Origin of the sequence: Geodermatophilus marinus (genome assembly GCF_003428645.1) — a bacterium.
Taxonomy (GTDB): domain Bacteria; phylum Actinomycetota; class Actinomycetes; order Mycobacteriales; family Geodermatophilaceae; genus Geodermatophilus.
The window spans coordinates 215,621-238,226 of sequence record NZ_QVQH01000003.1 but is presented as its reverse complement, the minus strand read 5'-3'; the positions used below and the strand labels follow the sequence as shown (position 1 = coordinate 238,226).

General features: G+C 77.4%; 25 protein-coding genes and 2 pseudogenes. 5 read left to right on the top strand and 22 right to left on the bottom strand.

The window, feature by feature from the left end; genetic code table 11:
• Positions 1-43: 43 nt before the first annotated feature.
• The 10 genes from trpC to D0Z06_RS05140 all read right to left on the bottom strand — a co-directional run bounded on the left by trpC (position 44) and on the right by D0Z06_RS05140 (position 10,661).
• Positions 44-853, bottom strand: a complete 810-nt coding sequence (gene trpC, locus D0Z06_RS05185) for an indole-3-glycerol phosphate synthase TrpC (protein WP_117376301.1) — start codon at positions 851-853, stop codon at positions 44-46.
• 61 nt (positions 854-914) lie between these two features.
• On the bottom strand, positions 915-1,712 hold the full coding sequence (locus D0Z06_RS05180) for a Trp biosynthesis-associated membrane protein (RefSeq protein ID WP_117376300.1): 798 nt from the start codon (positions 1,710-1,712) through the stop codon (positions 915-917).
• On the bottom strand, positions 1,709-3,217 hold the full coding sequence (locus D0Z06_RS05175) for an anthranilate synthase component I (RefSeq protein ID WP_117376299.1): 1,509 nt from the start codon (positions 3,215-3,217) through the stop codon (positions 1,709-1,711). Before D0Z06_RS05175 ends, D0Z06_RS05180 begins: the two co-directional genes overlap by 4 nt.
• Positions 3,204-3,575: a phosphoribosyl-AMP cyclohydrolase gene (gene hisI, locus D0Z06_RS05170; protein ID WP_117376409.1), complete on the bottom strand. Its 372-nt coding sequence runs from the start codon at positions 3,573-3,575 to the stop codon at positions 3,204-3,206. The genes D0Z06_RS05175 and hisI overlap by 14 nt, the downstream gene beginning before the upstream one ends.
• A gap of 35 nt (positions 3,576-3,610) precedes the next feature.
• Positions 3,611-4,318, bottom strand: a complete 708-nt coding sequence (locus tag D0Z06_RS05165; RefSeq protein ID WP_117376298.1) for a hypothetical protein — start codon at positions 4,316-4,318, stop codon at positions 3,611-3,613.
• The gene (locus D0Z06_RS05160) at positions 4,315-5,967 is read right to left on the bottom strand and encodes an FAD-binding dehydrogenase (protein WP_117376297.1); all 1,653 of its coding nucleotides are present in this window, start codon (positions 5,965-5,967) and stop codon (positions 4,315-4,317) included. The genes D0Z06_RS05165 and D0Z06_RS05160 overlap by 4 nt, the downstream gene beginning before the upstream one ends.
• Before the next feature lie 10 nt (positions 5,968-5,977).
• Positions 5,978-6,496, bottom strand: a complete 519-nt coding sequence (locus D0Z06_RS05155; protein ID WP_117376296.1) for a hypothetical protein — start codon at positions 6,494-6,496, stop codon at positions 5,978-5,980.
• 55 nt (positions 6,497-6,551) lie between these two features.
• Complete coding sequence (locus D0Z06_RS05150) at positions 6,552-6,998, bottom strand: hypothetical protein (protein WP_117376295.1); 447 nt, start codon at positions 6,996-6,998, stop codon at positions 6,552-6,554.
• A 76-nt stretch (positions 6,999-7,074) separates the two neighbouring features.
• Positions 7,075-8,922 (bottom strand): ABC transporter ATP-binding protein, encoded by a 1,848-nt coding sequence (locus tag D0Z06_RS05145; RefSeq protein WP_233517456.1) that lies wholly within the window; start codon positions 8,920-8,922, stop codon positions 7,075-7,077.
• The gene (locus D0Z06_RS05140; RefSeq protein ID WP_117376294.1) at positions 8,919-10,661 is read right to left on the bottom strand and encodes an ABC transporter ATP-binding protein; all 1,743 of its coding nucleotides are present in this window, start codon (positions 10,659-10,661) and stop codon (positions 8,919-8,921) included. Before D0Z06_RS05140 ends, D0Z06_RS05145 begins: the two co-directional genes overlap by 4 nt.
• Before the next feature lie 140 nt (positions 10,662-10,801).
• On the opposite strand from D0Z06_RS05140, the gene D0Z06_RS05135 reads away from it, so the two are divergent.
• Positions 10,802-11,407, top strand: a complete 606-nt coding sequence (locus D0Z06_RS05135) for a TIGR03085 family metal-binding protein (RefSeq protein WP_117376293.1) — start codon at positions 10,802-10,804, stop codon at positions 11,405-11,407.
• Between the two features lie 34 nt (positions 11,408-11,441).
• Here the strand turns inward: D0Z06_RS05135 and hisF are convergent, their stop codons facing one another.
• From hisF to D0Z06_RS05110, 7 genes and pseudogenes are all read right to left on the bottom strand, one after another.
• Complete coding sequence (gene hisF / locus D0Z06_RS05130; protein ID WP_117376292.1) at positions 11,442-12,257, bottom strand: imidazole glycerol phosphate synthase subunit HisF; 816 nt, start codon at positions 12,255-12,257, stop codon at positions 11,442-11,444.
• On the bottom strand, positions 12,254-12,646 hold the full coding sequence (locus D0Z06_RS05125) for a RidA family protein (RefSeq protein ID WP_117376291.1): 393 nt from the start codon (positions 12,644-12,646) through the stop codon (positions 12,254-12,256). Before D0Z06_RS05125 ends, hisF begins: the two co-directional genes overlap by 4 nt.
• Positions 12,643-13,374, bottom strand: coding sequence for a bifunctional 1-(5-phosphoribosyl)-5-((5-phosphoribosylamino)methylideneamino)imidazole-4-carboxamide isomerase/phosphoribosylanthranilate isomerase PriA (priA, locus tag D0Z06_RS05120; RefSeq protein WP_117376290.1), 732 nt, complete (start codon positions 13,372-13,374; stop codon positions 12,643-12,645). Before priA ends, D0Z06_RS05125 begins: the two co-directional genes overlap by 4 nt.
• Before the next feature lie 27 nt (positions 13,375-13,401).
• Entirely contained in the window at positions 13,402-13,536 is a 135-nt protein-coding gene (locus D0Z06_RS26695) for an SDR family oxidoreductase (RefSeq protein WP_255419331.1), read from the bottom strand.
• Between the two features lie 40 nt (positions 13,537-13,576).
• Positions 13,577-13,780 (bottom strand): annotated as a pseudogene (locus D0Z06_RS27075) (SDR family NAD(P)-dependent oxidoreductase); the annotation flags it as partial.
• Positions 13,781-13,827: 47 nt separating this feature from the next.
• Positions 13,828-14,079: pseudogene (locus tag D0Z06_RS27070) on the bottom strand (SDR family NAD(P)-dependent oxidoreductase); the annotation flags it as partial.
• A 52-nt stretch (positions 14,080-14,131) separates the two neighbouring features.
• Positions 14,132-15,046: an SDR family oxidoreductase gene (locus tag D0Z06_RS05110; protein WP_117376289.1), complete on the bottom strand. Its 915-nt coding sequence runs from the start codon at positions 15,044-15,046 to the stop codon at positions 14,132-14,134.
• Between the two features lie 106 nt (positions 15,047-15,152).
• Here D0Z06_RS05110 and D0Z06_RS05105 point away from each other — a divergent pair, with 106 nt between their 5' ends.
• On the top strand, positions 15,153-15,752 hold the full coding sequence (locus D0Z06_RS05105; RefSeq protein ID WP_117376288.1) for a nitroreductase family protein: 600 nt from the start codon (positions 15,153-15,155) through the stop codon (positions 15,750-15,752).
• A 36-nt stretch (positions 15,753-15,788) separates the two neighbouring features.
• Complete coding sequence (locus D0Z06_RS05100) at positions 15,789-16,553, top strand: SDR family NAD(P)-dependent oxidoreductase (RefSeq protein WP_117376287.1); 765 nt, start codon at positions 15,789-15,791, stop codon at positions 16,551-16,553.
• 362 nt (positions 16,554-16,915) lie between these two features.
• Here the strand turns inward: D0Z06_RS05100 and hisH are convergent, their stop codons facing one another.
• Positions 16,916-17,551 (bottom strand): imidazole glycerol phosphate synthase subunit HisH, encoded by a 636-nt coding sequence (gene hisH, locus D0Z06_RS05095; RefSeq protein ID WP_117376407.1) that lies wholly within the window; start codon positions 17,549-17,551, stop codon positions 16,916-16,918.
• Between the two features lie 84 nt (positions 17,552-17,635).
• Here hisH and D0Z06_RS05090 point away from each other — a divergent pair, with 84 nt between their 5' ends.
• On the top strand, positions 17,636-18,370 hold the full coding sequence (locus D0Z06_RS05090; protein ID WP_147331980.1) for a hypothetical protein: 735 nt from the start codon (positions 17,636-17,638) through the stop codon (positions 18,368-18,370).
• Positions 18,371-18,373: 3 nt separating this feature from the next.
• Here D0Z06_RS05090 and D0Z06_RS25655 read toward each other — a convergent pair whose 3' ends face one another.
• The 4 genes from D0Z06_RS25655 to hisD are packed head-to-tail and all read right to left on the bottom strand — an operon-like array spanning position 18,374 to position 21,593.
• Positions 18,374-18,550 (bottom strand): hypothetical protein, encoded by a 177-nt coding sequence (locus D0Z06_RS25655; protein WP_199522135.1) that lies wholly within the window; start codon positions 18,548-18,550, stop codon positions 18,374-18,376.
• 3 nt (positions 18,551-18,553) lie between these two features.
• Positions 18,554-19,165, bottom strand: coding sequence for an imidazoleglycerol-phosphate dehydratase HisB (gene hisB, locus D0Z06_RS05085; RefSeq protein ID WP_117376406.1), 612 nt, complete (start codon positions 19,163-19,165; stop codon positions 18,554-18,556).
• A 20-nt stretch (positions 19,166-19,185) separates the two neighbouring features.
• Entirely contained in the window at positions 19,186-20,292 is a 1,107-nt protein-coding gene (locus D0Z06_RS05080; RefSeq protein WP_117376285.1) for a histidinol-phosphate transaminase, read from the bottom strand.
• Positions 20,289-21,593, bottom strand: coding sequence for a histidinol dehydrogenase (hisD, locus tag D0Z06_RS05075; protein ID WP_117376284.1), 1,305 nt, complete (start codon positions 21,591-21,593; stop codon positions 20,289-20,291). Before hisD ends, D0Z06_RS05080 begins: the two co-directional genes overlap by 4 nt.
• Before the next feature lie 141 nt (positions 21,594-21,734).
• Between hisD and D0Z06_RS05070 the strand changes: the two genes are divergently transcribed.
• Entirely contained in the window at positions 21,735-22,547 is an 813-nt protein-coding gene (locus D0Z06_RS05070; protein WP_117376283.1) for an LON peptidase substrate-binding domain-containing protein, read from the top strand.
• Positions 22,548-22,606 lie beyond the last annotated feature (59 nt).

The following is a 22,606-nucleotide window of genomic DNA, read 5'->3' as shown; positions in this document are numbered from 1 at the left end:
ACCGCCCCGCGCGGAGCGCGGGGTGGGGAGGACGGGGTCCTTCTCAGCGGGTGGTGCGCGGGGTGGCCGGGTGCGACCCGGCGGTCACCAGGTCGGCGACGGCCTGGCGGGCGTCGCCGGCGGTGACCAGGCCCTCGCCGACGAGCACGGCGTCGGCGCCGGCCGCGGCGTAGGAGATGAGGTCGTGGGGGCCCCGGACGCCGGACTCGGCCACCTTGACGATCTCCGAGGGCAGGCCCGGTGCGATCCGCTCGAACGTCGAGCGGTCGACGGCCAGCGTGGTGAGGTCGCGGGCGTTGACCCCGATGACCGAGGCGCCGGCGGCCAGCGCGCGGTCTGCCTCGGCCTCGGTGTGCACCTCGACGAGGGCGGTCATGCCGAGCGACTCGACCCGCTCCAGCAGGCCCAGGAGGGCGTTCTGCTCGAGCGCGGCGACGATGAGCAGGACGACGTCGGCCCCGTGCGCGCGGGCCTCGTGCACCTGGTAGCTGGAGACCACGAAGTCCTTGCACAGGACCGGGACGTCGACGGCGGCCCGGACGGCGGCGAGGTCGGCCTGCGCCCCGCCGAAGCGCCGCCGCTCGGTGAGCACGCTGATCACCCGGGCGCCGCCGTCGGCGTACTGGCGGGCGAGCACCGCGGGGTCGGGGATGTCGGCGAGCGCGCCCTTCGACGGGCTCTGCCGCTTGACCTCGGCGATCACGCCGACGCCGGGGGCGCGCAGCGCGGCCAGGGCGTCCAGCGCCGGCCGGGTGTCCCGGGCGGCGGCCTTCACCTCGGTCAGCGGGGTCCGCGACTCCCGGGCGGCGAGGTCCTCGCGGACCCCGGCGACGATCTCGTCGAGCACGGACACGAGCGCTCCCCGCTGCCGGTGGTTCGGTGGGCGTCCCCCGCCCGGGTCGGTGCGCCCCACTCTAGGTGCGGCGCCCCCGGGCCGGACCGCGGGGTGGGACGGGCGGGTGTCCAGCGCCCGCCCGGTGGGTAGCCCGCACGGTTGCCGTCGGCGGCCCCGGCCGGTCCCCGGTCGGGTCGTCGGTCGGGCCATCGGCCCGGTCCCCGGTCGGGTCGTCGGTCGGGGCGTCGGTCGGGTCGTCGGTCGGGTCCTCGCCGCGGTCGAGCGCCCGCCAGGCGTCCAGGGCGCGGTCCCCGTCGGTGCGCGGGCGGGCCGCCGAGGGCTGCCCGGTCCGCTCGTGGCGCCGTCCCAGGCCGGGCCAGGACGGCCCGCGCAGGACGGTGAGCAGGCCCGCCGCGACCGCGACGACCCCGGCTGCGACGGCGAGCAGCGGCCAGCCGGCGTGCACGTCGGCGCTCGCGCCGACGCCGGCGGCCGGGTCCCCCACCAGCGGGCGCAGCCCGGACCAGCCGAGCACGCCCCCGGCCAGCGCGGTGAGCAGGCCGACCACCCGCCGCCCGGCGCCGCGGGCCGCGACGACGGCCACCGCGGCCGCGAGCAGGAGCAGGCCGGCCGCGGGGACCAGCGGGGCGGTCTCCCCGCCGGTGAGGACGTCGGTCGTCGGCGGCAGCGGGGCCGGGCGGGCGACCGTCAGCGTCAGCCAGGCCTGCCCGCCGGCGGAGAGGGCCAGCCCGCCGGCGAGGGCCGAGCCCACGACGGCCGCGGTCGTCTCCCGCCGGTGCCCGCGGGCCGCCGCACCGGTCGCCGGTGCCCCACCGGCCGCCGGCGGCCCGCCCGGCTCGCGCCCCTGGCTGCTCACCGCAGCTCCCGCATGCCCTCCGCCGTGGCGATGGCGGTGAGCACGGCCCGCGCCTTGTGCCGGGTCTCGGCCTCCTCGGTGGCGGGGTCGCTGTCGGCCACGATCCCGGCCCCGGCCTGCACGTACGCCCGGCCCTGGTGCAGCACCGCGGTGCGGATGGCGATGGCCATGTCCAGGTCGCCGCTGGCGTCGACGTAGCCGACGGTGCCCGCGTACAGCGCGCGGCGGGTGGGCTCCAGGGACTCGATGATCTCCATCGCGCGCGGCTTGGGCGCACCGGAGACGGTGCCGGCCGGGAAGGTCGCGTCGACGACGTCGAGGGCGTCCCACTCGGGGGCGACCTCGCCGGCCACGGTGGACACCAGGTGCATGACGTGGCTGTAGTGCTCGACCCGCATGAAGTCGGGCACCTCGACGGTCCCCGGGACGCACACCCGGCCGAGGTCGTTGCGGGCGAGGTCGACCAGCATCACGTGCTCGGCGCGCTCCTTGGGGTCGGCGAGCAGCCCCTCGGCCAGCCGGAGGTCCTCCTCCGGCGTCGCCCCGCGCGGGCGGGTGCCGGCCGGCGGGTGCACCACCGCGGAGCGGCCGGTCACCGTGACCAGGGCCTCGGGCGAGGACCCCACGACGTCGAAGGGTGACTCCCGGCCGGCGAAGCGCAGCAGGTACATGTACGGCGAGGGGTTCGTCGCCCGCAGCACCCGGTAGAGGTCGAGCGCGTCCACCCGCGTGCGGACCTCGAACCGCTGGGCGAGCACCACCTGGAAGGCGTCGCCGGCCCGGATGTGCTCGCGCACGGTCTCCACGGCGGCCTCGTACTCCCCCGGCGCCATGGTGCTGGTGACCGGCGGCGGCTCGGCCGTGGCGAAGGTGGCCACGCCGGGGGAACCGGCCTTGGTGAGGTCGGCGGTCATGGCGTCCAGCCGGGCGACGGCGTCGTCCCACGCAGCACCCGGGTCCGCACCGGGGCGCAGCGCGTTGGCGATGAGCAGCACCGTGCCGTCGTGGTGGTCGAGCACCGCCAGGTCGGTGACCAGCGACATCGCCAGCTCGGGCATGCCCAGGTCGTCGGTGCTGGTCTCCGGCAGCCGCTCCAGCCGGCGGACGACGTCGTAGCCCAGGTAGCCGACCAGGCCGCCGGTCAGCGGCGGCAGCCCGGGGTCGCGGGGCGAGCGCAGCCGGCGGGCCAGCGTGCGGACGGCGGCCAGCGGGTCGGCGGGCAGGTCGTCGGTCAGCCCGGGCAGGGGGTCGCCCAGCCACCGGGTGGCGCCGTCGGCCTCGGTGAGCACGCCGGCGCTGCGCACCCCCACGAAGCTGTAGCGGGCCCAGCGCTTGCCCTGCTCGGCCGACTCCAGCAGCACGGTCCCGGGGCGGTTGCCGGCGAGGGCCCGGTAGACCCCGACCGCGGTCGCGCCGTCGGCGAGCAGCCGGCGGGTGACCGGGACGACCGGCTGGTCGAGGGCCGCGAAGGCCTCCCGGGACGGGACGGTCTCACCCAGCCGCACGGGTCACCTCCAGGGGGCGGGAGAAGCAGCTGCGGCTGCCGGTGTGGCAGGCCGGGCCCTCCTGGTCGACCAGCACGAGCAGGGCGTCGCCGTCGCAGTCGAGGCGGACCTCGCGCACCCACTGCCGGTGCCCGGAGGTCTCCCCCTTCACCCAGTACTCCGCGCGGCTGCGCGACCAGTAGGTGGCCCGCCCGGTGGCGAGGGTGCGCCGCAGGGCCTCGTCGTCCATCCAGGCGACCATGAGGACCTCGCCGCTGTCGTGCTGCTGGACGACGGCGGCGACCAGCCCGGCGGCGTCGCGGCGCAGCAGCGCGGCGACGGCGGGGTCCAGGGCCGGTTCGGCGGCGGGGGCGGGCATGCGCCGATCGTCCCACCCGGCCGCGACCGCCCCGCTCACCGCCCGGCGGCTCCCCCGCCCGGGGACGCGGCAGGCCCCGCGCCGGAGAACCAGGCGCGGGCCGGGGCACCCACGAGGAGGCCGAGCCCGACGGCCGGCATCGCGGCGAAGCACAGCACGGCCACCAGCAGCACCCCGGAGGCCCCCGAGCCCACGGCCGCCCCGGCCAGCGACACCAGGCGCACCCCCCAGTACACGGCGAGCGCCACCTGCACGCCGTGGGCGGCCAGCAGGCTGCCGCGGGCGGCCCGGCCGCGGCGGGTGAGGGCCAGCACGCCGGCCGCGACGAGGAGCACCACGGAGGCGATCTGCACCAGCGCCAGCGCGGTCGCCTCGGTGGCCAGCGCCCCGCCGTCCCAGGGGAACGCGGGGTCGCCCCCGGAGAGGGCGAACACCGAGGCGACCAGCAGCAGGTAGGCCGAGGTCAGCCCGACGAGGGCGGCCTGCACGAAGGCGAGGACGGCGGCGGCCACCACCTGCCCGGGGCGGCGGGGGCCGGCGGGCGGCGGCCGGCCGGGATCCGCCCACCCGGGCGGCACCGGCCCCCAGCCGGGTGGCGCCGGCCCCCAGCCGGGTGGCGCCGGCGCCCAGCCGGGTGCCGCTCCCCAGGCCGGCGGGGGCACCGTGGCCGGGGGGCCGGCGTAGGGCGCGCCGGGCGCGGTGTCGGTGGCCGGGTCGGCCCAGGGGTCGCGCGGCGCGGTCACAGCGCCGCGGCCAGCGCGCGGCCGGCCACCCGCCCGGAGAACAGGCAGCCGCCGAGGAAGGTGCCCTCGAGCGAGCGGTAGCCGTGCACGCCGCCGCCGCCGAAGCCGGCGACCTCGCCGGCGGCGTACAGCCCGGTGAACACGGTGCCGTCGGGGCGCAGCACCCGTCCGGACAGGTCGGTCTCCAGCCCGCCGAGGGTCTTGCGGGTGAGCAGGTTGAGCCGGACGGCGACCAGCGGGCCGGCGGCGGGGTCGAGCAGCCGGTGCGGTGGGGCCACCCGGATGAGCTTGTCGCCGAGGTAGCTGCGCGCACCCCGGACCGCGGTGAGCTGGAGGTCCTTGGTGAACGGGTTGCCGACCGCGCGGTCGCGCGCGACGACCTCGGCCTCGACGGCGGCGAGGTCGAGCTCGGGCTCGCCGCCGGTGACCCGGTTCATCCCGGCCACCAGCTCGGGCAGGGTGCGGGCGACGACGAAGTCCTCGCCGCGGTCGAGGAAGGCCCGCACCGGCTCGGCGACCCCCGCGCGGACGCGGGTGAGCAGCAGCCGGAGGTCGCGGCCGGTGAGGTCGGGGTTCTGCTCGGAGCCGGAGAGCGCGAACTCCTTCTCCACGATCTTGCGGGTGGCGACGAACCAGGTGTGCTCGTGGCCGGTCGTCCCGATGTGCGCCAGGGTGCCGAGGGTGTCGAAGCCGGGGAAGAGCGGGACCGGCAGCCGCCGGCCGGTGGCGTCCAGCCAGAGGGACGACGGGCCGGGGAGGATGCGGATGCCGTGGCGGTCCCAGACCGGGCTGTGGTTGGCCACGCCCTCGGTGTAGTGCCACATGCGGTCGGAGTTGATGACGTGGGCCCCGGCGGCCTCGGTCGCCTGCAGCATGCGGCCGTCGACGTGCGCGGGGACGCCGGAGAGCAGCCGGCGGGGCGCCGGGCCCAGGCGCGCCGGCCAGTTCTGCCGCACCAGGTCGTGGTTGCCGCCGATGCCGCCGGAGGTCACGACCACGGCCTGGGCGCTCACCTCGAACGCCGCGGTCGCCACCCGGGAGCTGGCCTGGCCGCGGGCGGCGTCGCTGGGCTCGAGGACGGCACCGCGCACCCCGGTCACCGCCCCGCCGTCGACCACGAGCCCGTCGACCCGGTGCCGGCACCGCAGCTGCACCAGCCCGCGCTCCACCGCGGCGCGCACCCGGCGGGCGAACGGCTCGACCAGCCCCGGGCCGGTGCCCCACACGATGTGGAAGCGCGGCACCGAGTTGCCGTGGCCGGTGGCGGTGTAGCCGCCGCGCTCGGCCCAGCCGACCACCGGGAAGAAGCCGACGCCCTGCTCGCGCAGCCAGGCGCGCTTCTCCCCCGCCGCGAACCGGAGGTAGGCCTCGGCCCAGCGGCGCGGCCAGTGGTCCTCGGGGCGGTCGAAGCCGGCCGTGCCGAACCAGTCCTGGCGGGCCAGCTCCAGGGAGTCGCGCACCCGCAGCCGGCGCTGCTCCGGGGAGTCGACGAGGAACAGCCCGCCGAAGGACCAGAAGGCCTGCCCGCCCAGGGACGCCTCCGGCTCCTGCTCGAGCAGCACGACCCGGTGGCCGGCATCGGCCAGCTCGGCGGTGGCGACCAGCCCGGCCAGCCCCGCACCCACCACGACGACGTCGGTCTCCGTCACGGACCGAACGCTAGCGGGCGCGGGCCGCCGTCCGGGGTGGCCTCGGCCGACGCGTCGCCCGGCGGGGTGCGGTCCACTCCCGGACCGGGCGACGGGTGGCCAGCACCAGCGCCGCGAGCGGGCCGACGAGCAGCAGCAGCGCCCACGGCAGGGCCCGCCCGCCGCCGAGCGCCGCGAACAGCCCGGCGAGACCGAGCACGCCCAGCAGCGGGAGGGCGGCGGCCGCGGCGAGCACCTGCCAGCCCCGGGGCCGGCCCCGCCAGACCAGCGCCGCGCCGAGGACGGCGAGCGCGATCGGCAGCGCCAGGGCCACCAGGTACCAGTGCCAACCGGGCTCCGGCTCCCACAGCAGGTAGGCGAGGTGGATCTCCTGGGCCGCCACGAGCACCCCGGAGGCCGCGGCGGCGCTCGCCGGCCGCGGCCTCCGGGCGCCGGCGGGCGTCTGCGGGAGGGCGTCCGGCCGGGGCGGGCGGCGGGCCCCGGTCCGGGTGCGCGCGGGCGCCGACCGCAGGCCCCGGACCACCGCCATGCCCGGGACTGTAGGGCCGGCGGGGCGCCGGGCGGGGGCTGCCGGCGCCGGCAGGTCAGCGCCCGCGGCGCGGCCGGCCGGCCACCCAGCGGCGCACCCGGGCCGTGGCCGCCAGCACGGCCGCGCCCACCGGCGCGACGAGCAGCAGCAACGGCCAGCCCAGGCCGGAGGGCTCGGCCGCCTGGGCGGCGGCCCAGATCACCCCGCCGGTGAACAGCCCCACCGGCAGCACGGCCAGGACCGTCGGCAACCAGGCGCGGCGGGCGAGGAGCAGCACGGCCGCGACCGCCTGGACGACCGGGACGGCCAGGAGCAGGTACGTCCACGGGTCGGGGCCGGCGTCGGCGGTCAGCCCGCCGAGCGCGACGGCGAAGAAGGCGACGAAGGCCGGCGGCAGCGCCCCGACGAAGCCCAGGACGACGGCGCCGATCGCGGCACCCGGCATCCGGGGGTCGGCCGGCGGGACGTCGCCGCGGGCGCTGCGGCCGGTGGAGGGGGGCACGGGTCGAGAGGGTAGGGGCAGCCGCCGCCCGGCAGGCGGGGCACGCCGGGCGGCGGCGACCACGGCGTCCGGTGGCTCACCCGGCGGGCCGGGCCTCCCCCGAGGACGACCGGCGCCAGGAGGCGTGCAGCCGGGCGTAGGGCCCCTCGGCGCGGACCAGCTGCGCGTGCGTCCCGCGCTGGACCACCCGGCCGCCGTCGACGACGAGCACCTCGTCGGCCCGCTCGGCGGTGGACAGCCGGTGGGCGATGGTGAGCGTCGTGCGGCCCGCGGTGAGGGCGTCCAGGGCCCGGGTCAGCCGCCGCTCGGTGGCCGGGTCGACCGCGCTGGTCGCCTCGTCGAGCACCAGGAGGTCGGGCTCGGCGACGTGGGCGCGGGCCACGGCGACCAGCTGCCGCTCCCCGGCCGACAGCGACTCGCCGCGCTGGCCGACCCGGGTGGCGACGCCGTCCGGCAGCCCCGCGACCCACGCGGAGAGGCCCAGCTCGTCGAAGGCCGCGCGCACCGCGTCGTCGGTCAGCCCCGGCCGGCCGTACCGGACGTTGTCGGCGATCGAGGCGTCGAGGAGGTAGCCGTCCTGGGGCACCATGACCACCCGCTCGCGCAGCGAGTCGAACGCCACCTCGGCCAGGGGGATGCCGCCGATGAGGACCCGCCCCTCCCCGGGGTCCATCAGCCGGGTGACCAGCTTGGCGAACGTCGTCTTCCCCGAGCCGGTCTCGCCGACGACCGCCACCCGGCGGCGCGGGGCGATCTCCAGGTCGACGTCGACCAGCGCCGCCCGGGCGCCGGGGGCGTACCGGAAGGTGACGTGCTCGAAGCGCACGCCGAGCGGGCCCGGCGGCAGCTCGCGGGCGTGCGCGGGGTCGACGGCGGCGGGGTCGCGGATGTCGGGCTCGAGCTCCAGGACGTCGAGGACCCGGCGGAAGCCGGCGACGGCGTTCTGCGCCTCGTTGAGCACCTCGGTGGCGGTCTGCACCGGGGCGACGAACAGGGTGACCAGGAACAGGAAGGCGACGAGGGTCCCGGCGGTGAGGTCCCCGCCGACGCCGAGCAGCACGCCGACCACGACGACGGCGATGTTCGCCACCGCCGCGACGAACTCGCCGCTGACGAACACCGCGGCGGTGACCCGCTGGGCGCGCACCTGGCTGGTGTAGTGCCGGCCGACGGCGCGGTCGATGCGGGCGGCGGTGCGCTCACCGATGCCGTAGGCGCGCACCGTGGCGGCGCCGACCACCGACTCCGACACCGCGGCCAGGAGGTCGCCCACCCGCTCGCGGACCAGGCCGTGGGCCTCGGCCAGCAGACGGGCGAAGTGGCGGACCGCGACGGCCAGCGGGACGAAGCAGACGACGACGAGCAGGGTCAGCTGCCAGGAGTAGACGGCCATGACGGCGGTGGCCACGAGCAGCTGGCCGAGGCTGACCACGCCGAGCACGCCGCCCCACTGCATGAAGGTGGAGAGCTGGTCGACGTCACTGGTCACCCGGGAGACCAGCGAGCCGCGGCGCTGCCCCTGCTGGTGCAGCACGGACAGGTCGTGCACGTGCCGGAAGGCGCGCACCCGCAGGCCGGCCAGCGCGGTCTCCGTCGTCCGGAACAGCCGGACGTTCATCCGGTACACCGCCACGGCGGTGATCACGACGACTCCCGCGCTCAGCAGCACCACGTCGCGGACGAGGTCCAGGTCGGGCCCGCCGGGGCCGGCCAGGCCGCGGTCGATGACCTGCTGGACGGCGATCGGCACCACGACCCGGCCGGCGGTGGCGACCAGGGCGAGGGCGAAGGTGGCCGGCAGCCCGCGGCGGAACTCCGGCATCATCGCCAGCCCCCGCCGCAGGGTGGCCAGCGCCCCCTCGGTGCGGTGCGCCGCCGCCGGCCGGGCCGCGGGGTCCGCGGCCGGCGGAGCGGTGCGGGTCACGCCGCCACCTCCGCCTGGCCGTAGGCCCGGACCAGCGCCGCGTAGCCGGGGACCGAGGCGAGCAGCTCCTCGTGCGAGCCGCGGGCGGCCACCCGGCCCCCGGCCAGCCACACCACCTCGTCGGCGAGGGCGATCGTGGCCTGCCGGTAGGCGACCACCACGACCGTCGTCGGGCGCTCGCTGTCGCGCAGCGCGTCGAGGATCCGGGCCTCGACCGCGGGGTCGACCGCGCTCGTGGCGTCGTCCAGCACGAGCAGCCGCGGCCGGCGCACCACCGCGCGGGCCAGCGCCAGGCGCTGGCGCTGGCCGCCGGAGAGCGTCGCGCCCCGCTCCCCCACCCGGGTGTCGAGGCCCTCGGGCAGCCGCGCGACGAAGCCGTCCGCGGCGGCCGCCCGCAGCGCGGCCCACACCTCCTCGTCGGGCAGGTCGGCGCCGAGGGTGACGTTGCCGCGCACGGTGTCGTCGAACAGGAAGGTGCCCTGCGCGACGAAGGCCGCCTGCCCGCTGACCTCCCCCTCGCGCAGCGCCCGGACGTCCACGCCGTCGAGCAGCACCGCGCCGCTCTCGGGGTCGACCAGGCGGACGAGGAGCCCGGCCAGCGTCGACTTGCCCGAGCCCGTGGGCCCGACGACCGCGACGGTGCTCCCCGCCGCGACGTCGAAGGTGACGCCCTCGAGGGTGGGCCGCTCGACGCCGTCGAAGCGGAAGGCGAGCTCCCGGACGGCCAGGTCCGCGCCGCCGCCGCCCGCGGCGGTCGCCGGGGTGTCCCCGTGCACCGTCTCGCCGGTCGCGTCGAGCACCGGCGTCACCCGGTCGAAGCCGGCCAGGGCGCGCGGCAGGTCGGCCAGCACCCAGCCGATCGCGCGGATCGGGAGGGCGAGCAGGGTGAACAGGTAGGCGATCGAGACCAGGGCACCGGCGTCCGTGGCGCCGTCGGCGACCCGCCCGGCGCCGATGAGCAGGACGGCGAGGGTGCCGAGGTTGGGCAGCGCCTCCATGAGCGGGTCGAACAGCCCGCGCACCCGGCCCACGGCCACCAGCCCGTCGCGCAGCTCGGCGGCGCGGGCGGCGAACCGGCGGGTCTCGACGTCCTCCCGGCCCAGCGTCTTGACCACCAGGCCGGCGTCGAAGCTCTCATGGGCGATCTCGCTGACCTCGGCGCGCAGTTGCTGGGCCCGCGCCATCCGCGGGGCCATCACCTGCGAGTAGACCGCGTTGACCACGAACACCAGGGGGAACACGACCAGCCCGACGAGGGCCAGCCACGGGTCGGTGGCCACCAGGGCGGCGACGGTGATGGCGATCATGACGATCGCGCCGCAGGCGAAGGGCAGCGGCGCGACGAAGAACCAGGCCGCCTCGACGTCGGAGTTGGCGTTGGACAGCAGCTGCCCCGTCGGGTGGCGCTGGTGCCAGGACAGCGGCAACCGCAGGTACTGGGCGGTCACCCGTCGCCGGTAGGCCGCCTGCAGCCGGTAGCTCATCACCCCGGCGAACAGCCGCCGGCCGATGATGCCCAAGATCTTGAGGACGGCGACGCCCAGGACGGCCGCGGCGGTGAGGGTGAGCGCGGCGGCGGTCGTCGCCCCGCGCTCGAAGGCCGGGAGGACGACCCGCTCGGTCACCTCGCCGATCACGTAGGCGCTGGCCACCGTCATGGCGCCGTAGAGGCTGCTGGCGACGAAGGCCAGCGTGAACATGCCCGGCTGCTCGCGGATGGCGCGGGCGACGTGGCGCATCCCTCGCCGGAGCGTGGCGTCTCGGCGGCGGGGCACGGGTCTCCTCGGTGCTCGTGACGGGCGGTGCCCACGACTCTACTTAGGGCGGCTAAGCGATCGCCTCCGGTTTCCCGGGCCCGCCCCGTCGGTAACCCCGTCCGGTGACCGAAGCTTCCCGGCCGCTGGACCAGCGCGAGCGCGCCGCCCTCGCCGACCTGCTCGACCGCACGGGCCCCGACGCCCCCACCTGCTGCGCCGGCTGGACCACCGCCCACCTCGCCGCCCACCTCGTGGTCCGCGAGCGCCGGCCCGACGCGATGCCCGGGTTCGGCCTGGAGCAGGTCGCGCTGGCCCGGCCGCTCACCGAGCACGCGCACCGGCTGGAGGACCGGATGCGGGAGCGCACGCCCTACCCGCAGGTGGTCGCGGCGGTGCGGTCGGGTCCGCCGGCCTGGTCCCCGCTGGCCTGGCCGCCGGTGTCGCGCCTGGTGAACACCGCCGAGTTCGCGGTCCACCACGAGGACGTCCGGCGGGCGCAGCCGGGGTGGTCCCCGCGGACGCTGCCCCGCGCCGACCAGGACGCCCTGTGGCCGGCCGCCGTCCTGTTCGCGCGGCGGGTGCCCGGTGGGGCGGTGCTGCGCCGCAGCGACGTGCCGGGCCGCGAGAAGCGCGCGGGGGCGGGGCGCCGCACCGTCACCGGGGAGCCGCTGGAGCTGCTGCTCTGGGCTTCCGGCCGGCGCGACGTCGCACGCGCCGAAACGTCCTAGCGGAGTGGATCCGTCGGCGTCACACCGATCGGCGTCACACCGACGGATCCACTCCGCCGCGCAGGGGCGTGTCGGCCTCGGCGCGCACGGGGACGCCCGCGCCGGCCAGCGCGGCCTTGACCTCGCCGATGCGCATCCTGCCGAAGTGGAAGACGGTGGCGGCCAGGACGGCGTCGGCCCCGGCCGCGACCGCCGGCGGGAAGTGGTCGGGCCGCCCGGCGCCCCCGCTGGCGATGACCGGCACGGTGACCTCCCGGCGCACCGCCCGGATCAGCTCCAGGTCGAAGCCGGCCTCGGTGCCGTCGGCGTCCATCGAGTTGAGCAGCACCTCCCCGACCCCCCGGGTGGCGGCCTCCACCACCCACTCGACGGCGTCGCGGCCGGTGCCGCGCCGCCCGCCGTGGGTGGTGATCTCGAACCCGGAGCCGGTGACCGCGCCGTCCCGGCACCGGCGGGCGTCGAGCGAGAGCACGAGCACCTGGTTGCCGAACCGGTCGGTGATCTCGTCGATCAGCTCGGGGCGGGCGACCGCGGCGGTGTTGACCGCGACCTTGTCCGCCCCGGCCCGCAGCAGCCGGTCGACGTCCTCGGCGCTGCGCACCCCGCCGCCGACGGTGAGCGGGATGAACACGCTCTCGGCGGTGCGGCGGACGACGTCGTAGGTGGTCTCCCGGTCACCGGAGCTGGCCGTGATGTCGAGGAAGGTCAGCTCGTCGGCGCCCTCCGCGTCGTACACGCGGGCCATCTCCACCGGGTCGCCGGCGTCCCGCAGGTCGACGAAGTTGACCCCCTTCACCACCCGTCCCGCATCGACGTCCAGGCACGGGATGACGCGCACGGCGAGGCTCATGCCGGTACCTTGCGGACCGCGTCGGCCTCGACCTCGACCAGCATCGCCGGGTCGATCAGCGCGGCGACCTGCACCATCGAGGTGGCCGGGCGGACGTCGCCGAAGACCTCCCCGTGGGCCCGGCCGACCTCCTCCCAGCGCGAGATGTCGGTGACGAACAGCCGCGTGCGGACGACGTCGGCGACGGTGAACCCGGCCCGCTCGAGCGCCTCGGCGAGGTTGGCCAGCGCCTGGCGGGTCTGCGCCCCGGCGTCCCCGGGGTGGACGACGGCACCGGCGACGGTGGCCGTGGTGCCGCTGACCCAGGCCATGTCGCCGTGGACGACGACGCGGCTGTAGCCGACCACCGCCTCCCAGGGCGTGTCGGAGCCGAACCGGACGACGCTCACGCCAGCTCCTCGGTCACCCTCAGCGCCTCGGGCAGCGTGAAGGCGCCGGCGTAGAGGGCCTTGCCGACGATGGCGCCCTCGACGCCGACCGGGGCGAGCGCGGCCAGCGCGCGGATGTCGTCGAGCGAGCTGACCCCGCCGGAGGCGACCACCGGCCGCGGCGTGGCGGCGCACACCTCGCGGAGCAGGTCCAGGTTGGGACCGCGCAGGGTGCCGTCCTTGGTGATGTCGGTGACCACGTAGCGGGCGCAGCCCTCGGCGTCCAGGCGGGCGAGGGTCTCGTACAGCTCGCCGCCCTCGCGGGTCCAGCCCCGTGCCGCCAGCCGGGTGCCGCGCACGTCGAGGCCGACGGCGATGCGGTCACCGTGCTCGGCGATCGCGCGGGCGCACCAGTCCGGGGACTCCAGGGCCGCGGTGCCCAGGTTGACCCGGCGGCACCCGGTGGCCAGCGCCGCGGCCAGCGACTCGTCGTCCCGGATGCCCCCGGAGAGCTCGACGTCCACGTCCAGCTCGCCCACCACCCGGGCCAGCAGCTCCCGGTTGCTGCCCCGCCCGAAGGCGGCGTCGAGGTCCACCAGGTGCACCCACCCGGCGCCGTCCCGCTGCCAGGTGAGTGCGGCCTCCAGCGGGTCGCCGTAGGCGGTCTCGCTGCCCGCCTCCCCCTGGACGAGACGGACGGCCCGGCCGTCGGCGACGTCGACGGCGGGGAGCAGTTGCAGCTTCGGCACGTCCGACAGCGTAGAGAGCCGCCCGGGTCACATCGCTGACATCCCGGCGTCCACGGCGAGCTCGTGCGCGGTGACGTAGCGGCTCTCGTCGGAGGCGAGGAAGAGCACCGAGGAGGCGACGTCCCCGGGTTCGGTCGACTCGACCGGCAGCATGTTGAGCATCGGCCCGGGCCATCCCGCGCAGCGCCCACTTGCTGGTCGTGTGGTGGACCATGAAGGGGGTCGCCTCGAGACCCGCCGCGGAGCTGACCAGCCCGACGGACCCGCCGCCGGCGCGCACCAGGTGCGGGGCGCCGACCATCGCGGTGTTCCAGGTACCGGTGACGTCGATGTCGAGGGTGGTGCGGAACTGCTCCTCGGTGACCTGGTCCCAGGGCGCGGCGCTGCAGATGGCGGCGTTGGCCACGACGACGTCGAGGCGGCCGAGCTCGGCGACCCGGGGTCGACCGCGGCCCGCATGCCGGCGAGGTCCCGGATGTCGGCCACCACCGGTGTGCACCGTCGGCCGTGCGACTCGACCTGCGCGACGGTCTCCTCGAGGTCGGCCGTCGTCGGGTGGGCGTAGGGGATGCCGGGCAGCGGGGCGCCGACGTCGAGGGCGACGACGTCGGCCCCCTCCTGCGCCAACCCCACCGCGATCGCCCGGCCCGGCCCGCGACCGGCCCCGGTCACGAACGCCACCCTGCCCTCGACGCGTCCCGTCATGGAACGGTCTCCTCCCGCTCGGTCGGGGGGGCGGTCTGTCCGCCCGCGACGCTCACCGGTACCCCGTGTCGTCGGCGGGGCCGCCGGCGTCCTGCACCTCGACGACGTAGCGCCACGCGTCCGGCTGCGTGCCGTCGGTGTCGGCGAAGCCGTACACCCGGGCCAGCTCCCCGCTGGAGGTGGACCGGCCCGACCAGCGGGCGCGGTCGGGGTCGCCGGCCAGCGCGGCGACGGCGCGGCCGACGTACAGCGGGCTCTCGGAGATGCAGAAGTGCGGGTGGGCGGCGCACGCCTCCCGCCAGGTCGCCTCCGTCACGCCGTACTCGTCGAGCATCATCTCCGAGCGCAGCCAGCCCGGGGTGAGGGCGACCGCCGTGCCGCCGTGCGGGCGCAGGTCGTGGGCCTGGGCGACGGCCAGCCGGAGCACCGACCACTTCGCCAGGTCGTAGAAGGCGTTCACGCGGACCGTGGTCGCGTTGTACGCCACCGTCCCGTCGGTCATCTCGACGACCAGCCCGCCCGGGCGGCGGCCCAGCAGCGGCAGGGCGGCGGAACTGGTGACGAGGTGGGTCTCGACGCCGAGGCGCAGCAGCCGCAGTCCCCGGTCGAGGTCGTGCTCCCAGAGCGGGACGTCCCACTCGAACAGCAGCTCGCCACCCCACACGTCGTTGACGAGGACGTCGAGCCGGCCGCACCCCACCTCGATGCGGGCGACGAGGGACCGGACCTGCGCCGGGTCGAGGTGGTCGACGACCACGGGGACCCCCCGGCCGCCGGCAGCGGTGACCAGCTCGGCGGTCTCCTCGACCGTCTCGGGGCGGCCGTACTCCGACGGCCGGCCGGCGGTGCTGCGCCCGGTGCACCAGACGGTGGCGCCGGCCTCGCCCAGGGCCCGGGCGATGCCCCGGCCGGCCCCGCGGGTGGCGCCGGCGACGAGGGCGACGGCGCCGGACAGGTCGGGGGTCATGCCGCTCACCCTGCCGGGGCCCACCGACAGGACCGGTCGCGCCCGGCCGGGACGCGCGGTGCGGGCCGGTCGCGGGGTGCCCGCCGCGCGGTGACAGGCTGCGGCCGTGGAGTTCGCCGAGGTCGTCCGCAGGCGGCGCATGGTCCGCGACTACGACCCCGACCGGCCCGTGCCGCCGGAGGTGCGCGAGCGGCTCCTCGAGCACGCGCTGCGCGCCCCGTCGGCCGGGTTCAGCCAGGGGTGGGCGTTCCTGGTCCTGGAGACCCCCGCCGACCGGGAGCTGTTCTGGTCGGTGACCGCGGGCGAGGGGGCCCCGGACGCGTGGCTGTCCCGCATGCGCCGCGCCCCGCTGCTGGTCGTACCGCTGTCGTCGAAGGCGGCCTACCTGGAGCGCTACGCCGAGCCCGACAAGGGCTGGACCGACCGCGACGAGGCGCGCTGGCCGGTTCCCTACTGGGACGTCGACGCCGGGATGGCCGCGCTGCTCATGCTGCTCACCGCGGTCGACGAGGGGCTCGGCGCCTGCTTCTTCGGCGTCCCCGGCGACCGGGTGCCGGCCTTCCGGGCGGCGTTCGGTGTGCCCGCCGACCACCGCCCGGTGGGGTGCGTCTCGGTCGGCTACCCGGGGGACGGCGACCGCCGCTCCCCCTCGCTGCGCCGGGGCCGCCGACCGGTCGCCGAGGTGGTGCACCGCGGACGGTGGTGACGCGGGCTCCGGGCACGGCTGGTTGACTCCACCGCCGTGGCAGACGAGCAGACGTCCCGGCCGGTGCTGGTCACCGGCGCCTCGCGCGGCATCGGGCGGGCGGTCGCGCACGCCTTCGCCGCCGCCGGCGACCGGGTCGCGGTGCACTGGGGCGGCTCCCGGGAGCGCGCCGGACGGGTGCTGGCCGAGCTGCCCGGCAGCGGGCACGTGCTCGTGCAGGCCGACCTGGCCGACGCCGACGCGGTCGGCCGGATGGTGGACGAGGCGGCCGAGCGGCTCGGCGGGCTGCGGGTGCTGGTCAACAACGCCGGCGTCTTCACCGCCCACCCCCCGCTGAGCGTCTCCTACGCCGAGTGGCAGGCCGCGTGGTCGCGCACGCTGGCGGTCAACCTGGTGGGCGCGGCCAACGCCACGTTCCGCGCCGTGCCGCACCTGGTGGCCGCGGGCGGTGGGGCGGTCGTGAACGTCTCCAGCCGCGGCGCCTTCCGCGGCGAGCCGGAGACGCCCGCGTACGGCGCCTCGAAGGCCGGCCTCAACGCCTTCGGCCAGTCGATGGCGGTCGCGCTGGCCCCGCACGGCATCGCGGTGGGCACCGTGGCCCCGGGGTTCGTGCAGACCGAGATGGCCCGCGAGGTGCTCGACGGTCCGGGCGGGGACGCGGTGCGGGCGCAGTCGCCCTACGGGCGGGTGGCGCGGCCCGACGAGGTGGCCGCCGCGGTGCTGTGGCTGGCCAGCCCGGGCGCCCGGTTCGCGACCGGCACGATCATCGACGTCAACGGCGCCTCCTACCTGCGCAGCTGAGCCGGCGCGCCCGGCACGGGTGGGCGCCCGGGCTCGGCTCGCGACTCCCCCGCAGTCGCGGCCGGTGCGCCCGGGAGGGGCGGGGCCCGCAGGGTCCCCGACGAGCGGTGCGGGGCCGCGGGGCTCAGCGGCGGCCGGGGACGGCACGTGGCCGCGGTGCGCCCGGGAGGAGCGGGGCCCGCAGGGTCCCCGACGAGCGGTGCGGGGCCGCGGGGCTCAGCGGCGGCCGGGGACGGCACGTGGCCGCGGTGCGCCCGGGAGGAGCGGGGCCCGCAGGGTCCCCGACGAGCGGTGCGGGCGCACGGCTTGGCGGCGGCCGGGGACGGCACGTGGCCGCGGTGTCGGCCGGAAGGCCGACCATGTCACAGCGTCCGCAGCCAGTTGGTGAGCAGCTGGGCCCCGGCGTCCCCGCTCTTCTCGGGGTGGAACTGGGTCGCCGACAGGGCGGCGTTCTCCACCCCGGCGACGAAGCGGTCGCCGTGCTCGGCCCAGGTGACCAGCGGGGGCGCGAGCGGCGAGGGCGGGCCGTCGGCGCCGAGCGAGAAGTTGCGCACCCCGTAGGAGTGCACGAAGTAGAACCGCTGGTCGGCCAGCCCGTCGAACAGCACGCTGCGCTCGGGCGCCTGCACGGTGTTCCAGCCCATGTGCGGCAGCACCGGGGCCTTCAGCGGCTCCACGACACCCGGCCACTCGCCGCAACCCTCGACGTCGTGGCCGTGCTCGACGCCCCGCTCGAAGAGGACCTGCATCCCCACGCACACCCCGAGCACCGGCCGGCCCCCGGCCAGCCGGCGGCCGATCACCCGCGGGCCGTCGACGGCGCGCAGGCCGGCCATGCAGGCGGCGAAGGCCCCGACACCGGGGACGACGAGGCCGTCGGCCTCCAGCGCGGCCTCGCGGTCGGCGGTGACGGTGACGTCGGCACCCACCCGGGCGAGGGCCCGCTCGGCCGAGCGCAGGTTGCCCGACCCGTAGTCGAGGACGACGACCTTCTTCACGCTGCCCACGCTACCGACCAGCGTTCCCGGCGATGACCGTGTTCCGGCTGGCCGCCGCGTGCGGCCGTGCTCACACTGGACGGCGTGGAGCCACGATCGCCGGGCGCTGCGCGGGCCGGCGATCGACTGCGCGGCGTCGCGGTGGCCGCCGGGGTGGCCGCCGGCATCGTCGGCGGGGTGACCGAGGACTTCGAGGACGGCACCCGCAGCCCGAGCCTCGTCCTCCCCACCCCCTGGGCGTTCGGCATCTGGGGGCCGATCTACGCCGGCGCCGTCGGGTACGCGACGCACACCGCCCGTCCGTCGCGCCGCACCGATCCCCTGCTGCGGCGGACCGGCTGGCCGGTCGCCCTCGCCTACGCCCTGGCCGGTCTCTGGGTCCGGGTGCCCGGGCCGCCGCGGCGGCAGCTGCCCGCCATCGCCGGCACCGTGGCCGCGGCGGCGACCGCCTACCAGCGGGCCGCTCCCCGGCGGGGCGAGGCGGACGGCGCGGCGGAGGCGTGGCTGGTCCGCGTCCCGCTGGCGCTGTTCGCCGGCTGGGTCACCGTGGCGGCAGCGGCCGGCACGACGGAGGTCGTGATCGGCGAGGGGTACGCCGACCTCCCCCCGGGCCGGACGCCGTGGGCGGTCGCCGTCGTCGGCCTGGCCGGTGGGGTCGCCACGTGGGTGACCCGACGGCACCCGGTCTCCCCGGCCTACCCGGCCGCGGTCGCCTGGGGGCTGGGCACCGCCGCGGTGCGGGCGCTGCCGCGCCGCCGCCTCCCAGGGATGGCCGCGCTCCTCGCCGCCGGCGCGGTCGCCGCGGCGGCGCGGCGCTGACGGTCAGAACAGCCGCAGGATCCCGGCCGCGGTCGCCAGCACGGCCGCGACGAGCAGCACCACGGCGAAGAACACCTGCGGGCCGGTGCGGCCGTGGGTGTCGGAGTCGGCCTTCCAGATGCTCCACGCACCGCCGAGCAGGAAGCCACCGACCAGCAGCAGCAGGACCGGGAACAGCACCGCCTACAGCGCGCCCTTGGTCGAGGGGACGTCGGTGACCCGCGGGTCCAGGGCCACCGCGGCGCGCAGCGCCCGCGCCAGCGCCTTGAACTGGGCCTCGACGATGTGGTGGGCGTCCCGGCCGGCGTGGAGGACCCGCACGTGCAGGCTGACCCGCGCGTGGAACGCGAAGGACTCGAGCACGTGCCGGGTGAGCGAGGTCGGGTAGTCCGGCCCGATCACCGGCGTCATGTTCTCCGGCTCGGCGTGCACGAAGTACGGCCGGCCCGAGAGGTCGACCGCGGCCTGGGCGAGGACCTCGTCCATGGGGATGGTGGCGTCGCCGTAGCGGGTGATGCCCTTCTTGTCCCCCAGCGCCTCGGCGAAGGCCTGGCCGAGGGCGATGGCGACGTCCTCGACGGTGTGGTGGGCGTCGATGTGCAGGTCGCCGTCGGCGCGCACGGTGAGGTCGATGCCGCTGTGCTTCGACAGCGCGGTGAGCATGTGGTCGTAGAAGCCGACGCCGGTGCTGATCGAGCTGGTGCCGGTGCCGTCGAGGTCGAGCTCGACGACGAGCTTGGTCTCGCTGGTCTCGCGCTCGACGCGGGCGGTGCGGGCCGTGCCGTTACGGGCCATGCCATTGCGGGCCATGGTGATCAGTCTCCCAGGCGGTGGTCGGGGGCGACCTCACCCAGCGCGGTGAGGAAGGCGTCGGTCTCCTCGGGCGTCCCGGCGGTGACGCGCAACCAGCCGGGCAGCCCGACGTCGCGCACCAGGACGTCGCGGTCGAGCAGCGCCCGCCAGGCCGCGCCGGCGTCGGCGAACCGGCCGAAGAGCACGAAGTTCGCGTCGCTGGGCACGCTGGTCAGCCCGAGGCCGGGCAGCGCGGCAACGATCCGGTCCCGCTGGTCCTTGACCGCGGCCACGGTGGCCAGCAGGGCGTCGGTGTGCGCCAGCGCCGTCCGTGCCGCGGCCTGGGTCAGCGACGACAGGTGGTAGGGCAGGCGGACCAGCTGGAGGGCGTCGACGACGGCGGCGTCCGCGGCCAGGTAGCCCAGCCGCAGGCCGGCCATGCCGAAGGCCTTGCTCATCGTGCGGCTGACCACGAGGCGGGACCGCCCGGGCAGCAGCGCGAGCGCCGACGGGGTGCCGGTGCGCGCGAACTCCGCGTAGGCCTCGTCGACGACGACCACGCCCTCGGAGGCGTCGTAGAGCTCGGCGATCGTGTCCAGCGCCACCGCGGTGCCGGTCGGGTTGTTGGGGCTGGTGACGAACACCGCGTCGGGCCGCAGCTCGCGCACCTGGGCGGCCGCGGCGGCGGGGTCGATGGTGAAGTCGGGACGCCGGTGCCCGTCGACCCACGCCGTCCCGGTGCCCGCGGAGATGATCGGGTGCATCGAGTAGGAGGGCGTGAAGCCCAGGGCCGTGCGCCCCGCTCCGCCGAAGGCCTGCAGGAGCTGCTGGAGGACCTCGTTGCTCCCGTTGGCCGCCCAGACCTGCCCGGCGGTTACCGACTCCCCGCTGGTGCGGGTCAGGTAGGCCGCGAGATCGGCGCGCAGGCCGAGCGCGTCCCGGTCGGGGTAGCGGTTGAGATCCAGCGCCGCCGCGCCCAGCGCCGTCCCCAGGTCGGCGAGCAGGGCGTCGGGCAGCGGGTGCGGGTTCTCGTTGGTGTTGAGCCGGTACCGGGCCGGCAGCTGCGGGGCGCCGTAGGGCGTGCGGCCGCGCAGCTCCGGCCGCAGCGGGAGCTCCTCCAGCGACGTCATGCGCGCTGCCGGGCCCGGACGGCGGCGGCGTGCGCGGGGAGGTCCTCGGCGCCGGCGAGGGCGTCGATGTGCCCGGCGACCGCGGCGAGGGCCTGCTCGTCGTACTCGACGACGTGGATGCCGCGGAGGAAGGACTGCACGGACAGCCCGCTGGAGTGCCGGGCACAGCCGCCGGTGGGCAGCACGTGGTTGGACCCGGCGCAGTAGTCGCCGAGCGACACCGGGGACCACGCGCCGACGAAGACCGCGCCCGCGTTGCGCACCCGGCGCGCGACCTCGCGGGCGTCCCGGGTCTGGATCTCCAGGTGCTCGGCGGCGTAGGCGTCGACGACCCGCAGGCCGGCGTCCACGTCGTCGACGAGGACCACCCCGGACTGGCTGCCCGACAGGGCGGTGGTGATGCGGTCGGCGTGCTTGGTGGCCGCCACCTGGCCCGGGACGAGCTCGAGGACGGCGTCGGCCAGCGCCTCGCTCGTGGTGACCAGCACCGCCCCGGCCAGCGGGTCGTGCTCGGCCTGGCTGATCAGGTCGGCGGCGACGTGCACCGGGTCGGCGGTGTCGTCGGCGAGGATCGCGACCTCGGTCGGCCCGGCCTCGGAGTCGATGCCGATCAGCCCGCGGAGCAGCCGCTTGGCCGCCGTCACGTAGACGTTGCCCGGCCCGGTCACCATGTCGACCGGCTCGCAGGAACCCGCGCCGTAGCCGAAGACGGCGATCGCCTGCGCGCCGCCGACGGCGTAGACCTCCTCGACGCCCAGCAGCGCGCAGGCGGCCAGGACGCCGGGGTCCGGGAGGCCGCCGTGGTCGCGCTGCGGCGGGGAGGCGACGGCGATGGACTCCACCCCCGCGATCTGCGCCGGGACGACGTTCATCACCACGCTGGACAGCAGCGGGGCGAGCCCGCCGGGCACGTAGAGCCCGACCCGCCGCACCGGCACCCACCGCTCGGTGACGGTGCCGCCGCGGACGACCTGGGTGGTGACGTCGCTGCGCGCCTGGTCGGCGTGCACCCGCCGGACCCGGGCGATGGCCTCCTCCAGCGCGGCGCGCACGGCCGGGTCGATGGTCTCCAGCGCCCGCGCGATGGCCGCGGTGGGGACGCGAGGGTCCTCCAGGTCCACCCCGTCGAGCCGCGCGGTGATCTCCCGGACCGCCTGGGCGCCGCGGACCCGCACGTCCTCGCACAGCGGGCGGACCGTGGCCAGCACCGAGTCGACATCGGTCGCCGCCCGCGGCAGCAGCGCGGCGAGCTCCCGCGGGCCGGGGAGGGCGGATCCACGCAGGTCGATGCGGGCGAGCACGGGCGGACCTCCGGGGCGGGGCGGGGCGCGCGGGACGGTGCGCGGGGGCTGACGCGGGAACACCCCAGGGTAGCCGCCGGGCCGCCCGCTCCCCGGGGCCGGACCCCGGGGCGGGGACCGCCGTCCCCGTAGGCTCGGCCCGTGGGCGACACCATCCCGCTGTTCCCGCTCGGGACCCCTCTGTTCCCCGGCGTGGTGCTGCCGCTGCGCATCTTCGAGCCGCGGTACCGGCGGCTGGTGCAGGACCTCCTCGCCCGCCCCGAGGGTCCCGGCCGCTCGTTCGGGGTGGTCGCGATCCGCCAGGGGTGGGAGGTCGAGCAGGTGGCGCCGGCCGAGGCCCTCTACGACGTCGGCTGCACCGCCCGCCTGCAGACGGTCCGCCCGCAGCCCGACGGCGAGTTCGTGGTGGTCGGCGTGGGGGGCGACCGCTTCCGCCTGCTCGACGTCCTGGTCGGCGGGGACACGGCCGACGACCCCCCGTACCTGCGCGCCGAGGTGGAGTGGCTGGCCGAGGAGGAGGCCGCGGAGGAGGCCGCCGGCGACCAGGAGGGCCTGGTCGGGCACCCGGCTCCCGCCGCCGAGGCCGAGGAGGTGGCCTCCTCGGTGGCCCGCGGGTCGATGGCCGTGCTCGTGCGCGGAGTCGGGGACCTGTTCGCCCGGTACGTCACCGCGGTGGCCGGGTTGCGCGCGGAGGTGCCGGCGCCGGAGGCCGAGTCGGCGGCCGGGGAGCTGCTCGGGTCGGTGGCCGGGGACCCGCGCGCGCTGTCCTACCTGGTCGCCTCGGCCGCGTTGCTGACCGCCGAGGACCGCCAGGCACTGCTGGCCGAGTCGGCGACCCGACGGCGGCTGGTCGCCGAGTCGCGGCTGCTGCGCCGCGAGCTGACCCTGCTGGAGACGCTGGCCGCGGTCCCCGTACCGCTGCAGGAGCTGGCCGGGTCGCGCGGGGTCAACTAGGAGGACCCCTCTGCCCCCCCCCCCCCCCCCCCCCCCCCGCCCCCCCCCCCCCCGGCCGG

Coding starts and splice junctions, on each gene's coding strand:
- D0Z06_RS05140 (WP_117376294.1), bottom strand. CDS start 10,661: ATGCGCCACGTCGCCCGCGCCATCCGCGAGCAGCCGGGCATGTTCACG.
- D0Z06_RS05110 (WP_117376289.1), bottom strand. CDS start 15,046: ATGACCCCCGACCTGTCCGGCGCCGTCGCCCTCGTCGCCGGCGCCACC.
- hisB (WP_117376406.1), bottom strand. CDS start 19,165: ATGGCCCGTAACGGCACGGCCCGCACCGCCCGCGTCGAGCGCGAGACC.
- hisI (WP_117376409.1), bottom strand. CDS start 3,575: ATGCCCGCCCCCGCCGCCGAACCGGCCCTGGACCCCGCCGTCGCCGCG.
- D0Z06_RS26695 (WP_255419331.1), bottom strand. CDS start 13,536: ATGCTCAACATGCTGCCGGTCGAGTCGACCGAACCCGGGGACGTCGCC.
- D0Z06_RS05080 (WP_117376285.1), bottom strand. CDS start 20,292: ATGACGTCGCTGGAGGAGCTCCCGCTGCGGCCGGAGCTGCGCGGCCGC.
- hisF (WP_117376292.1), bottom strand. CDS start 12,257: ATGAGCCTCGCCGTGCGCGTCATCCCGTGCCTGGACGTCGATGCGGGA.
- D0Z06_RS05155 (WP_117376296.1), bottom strand. CDS start 6,496: ATGGCGGTGGTCCGGGGCCTGCGGTCGGCGCCCGCGCGCACCCGGACC.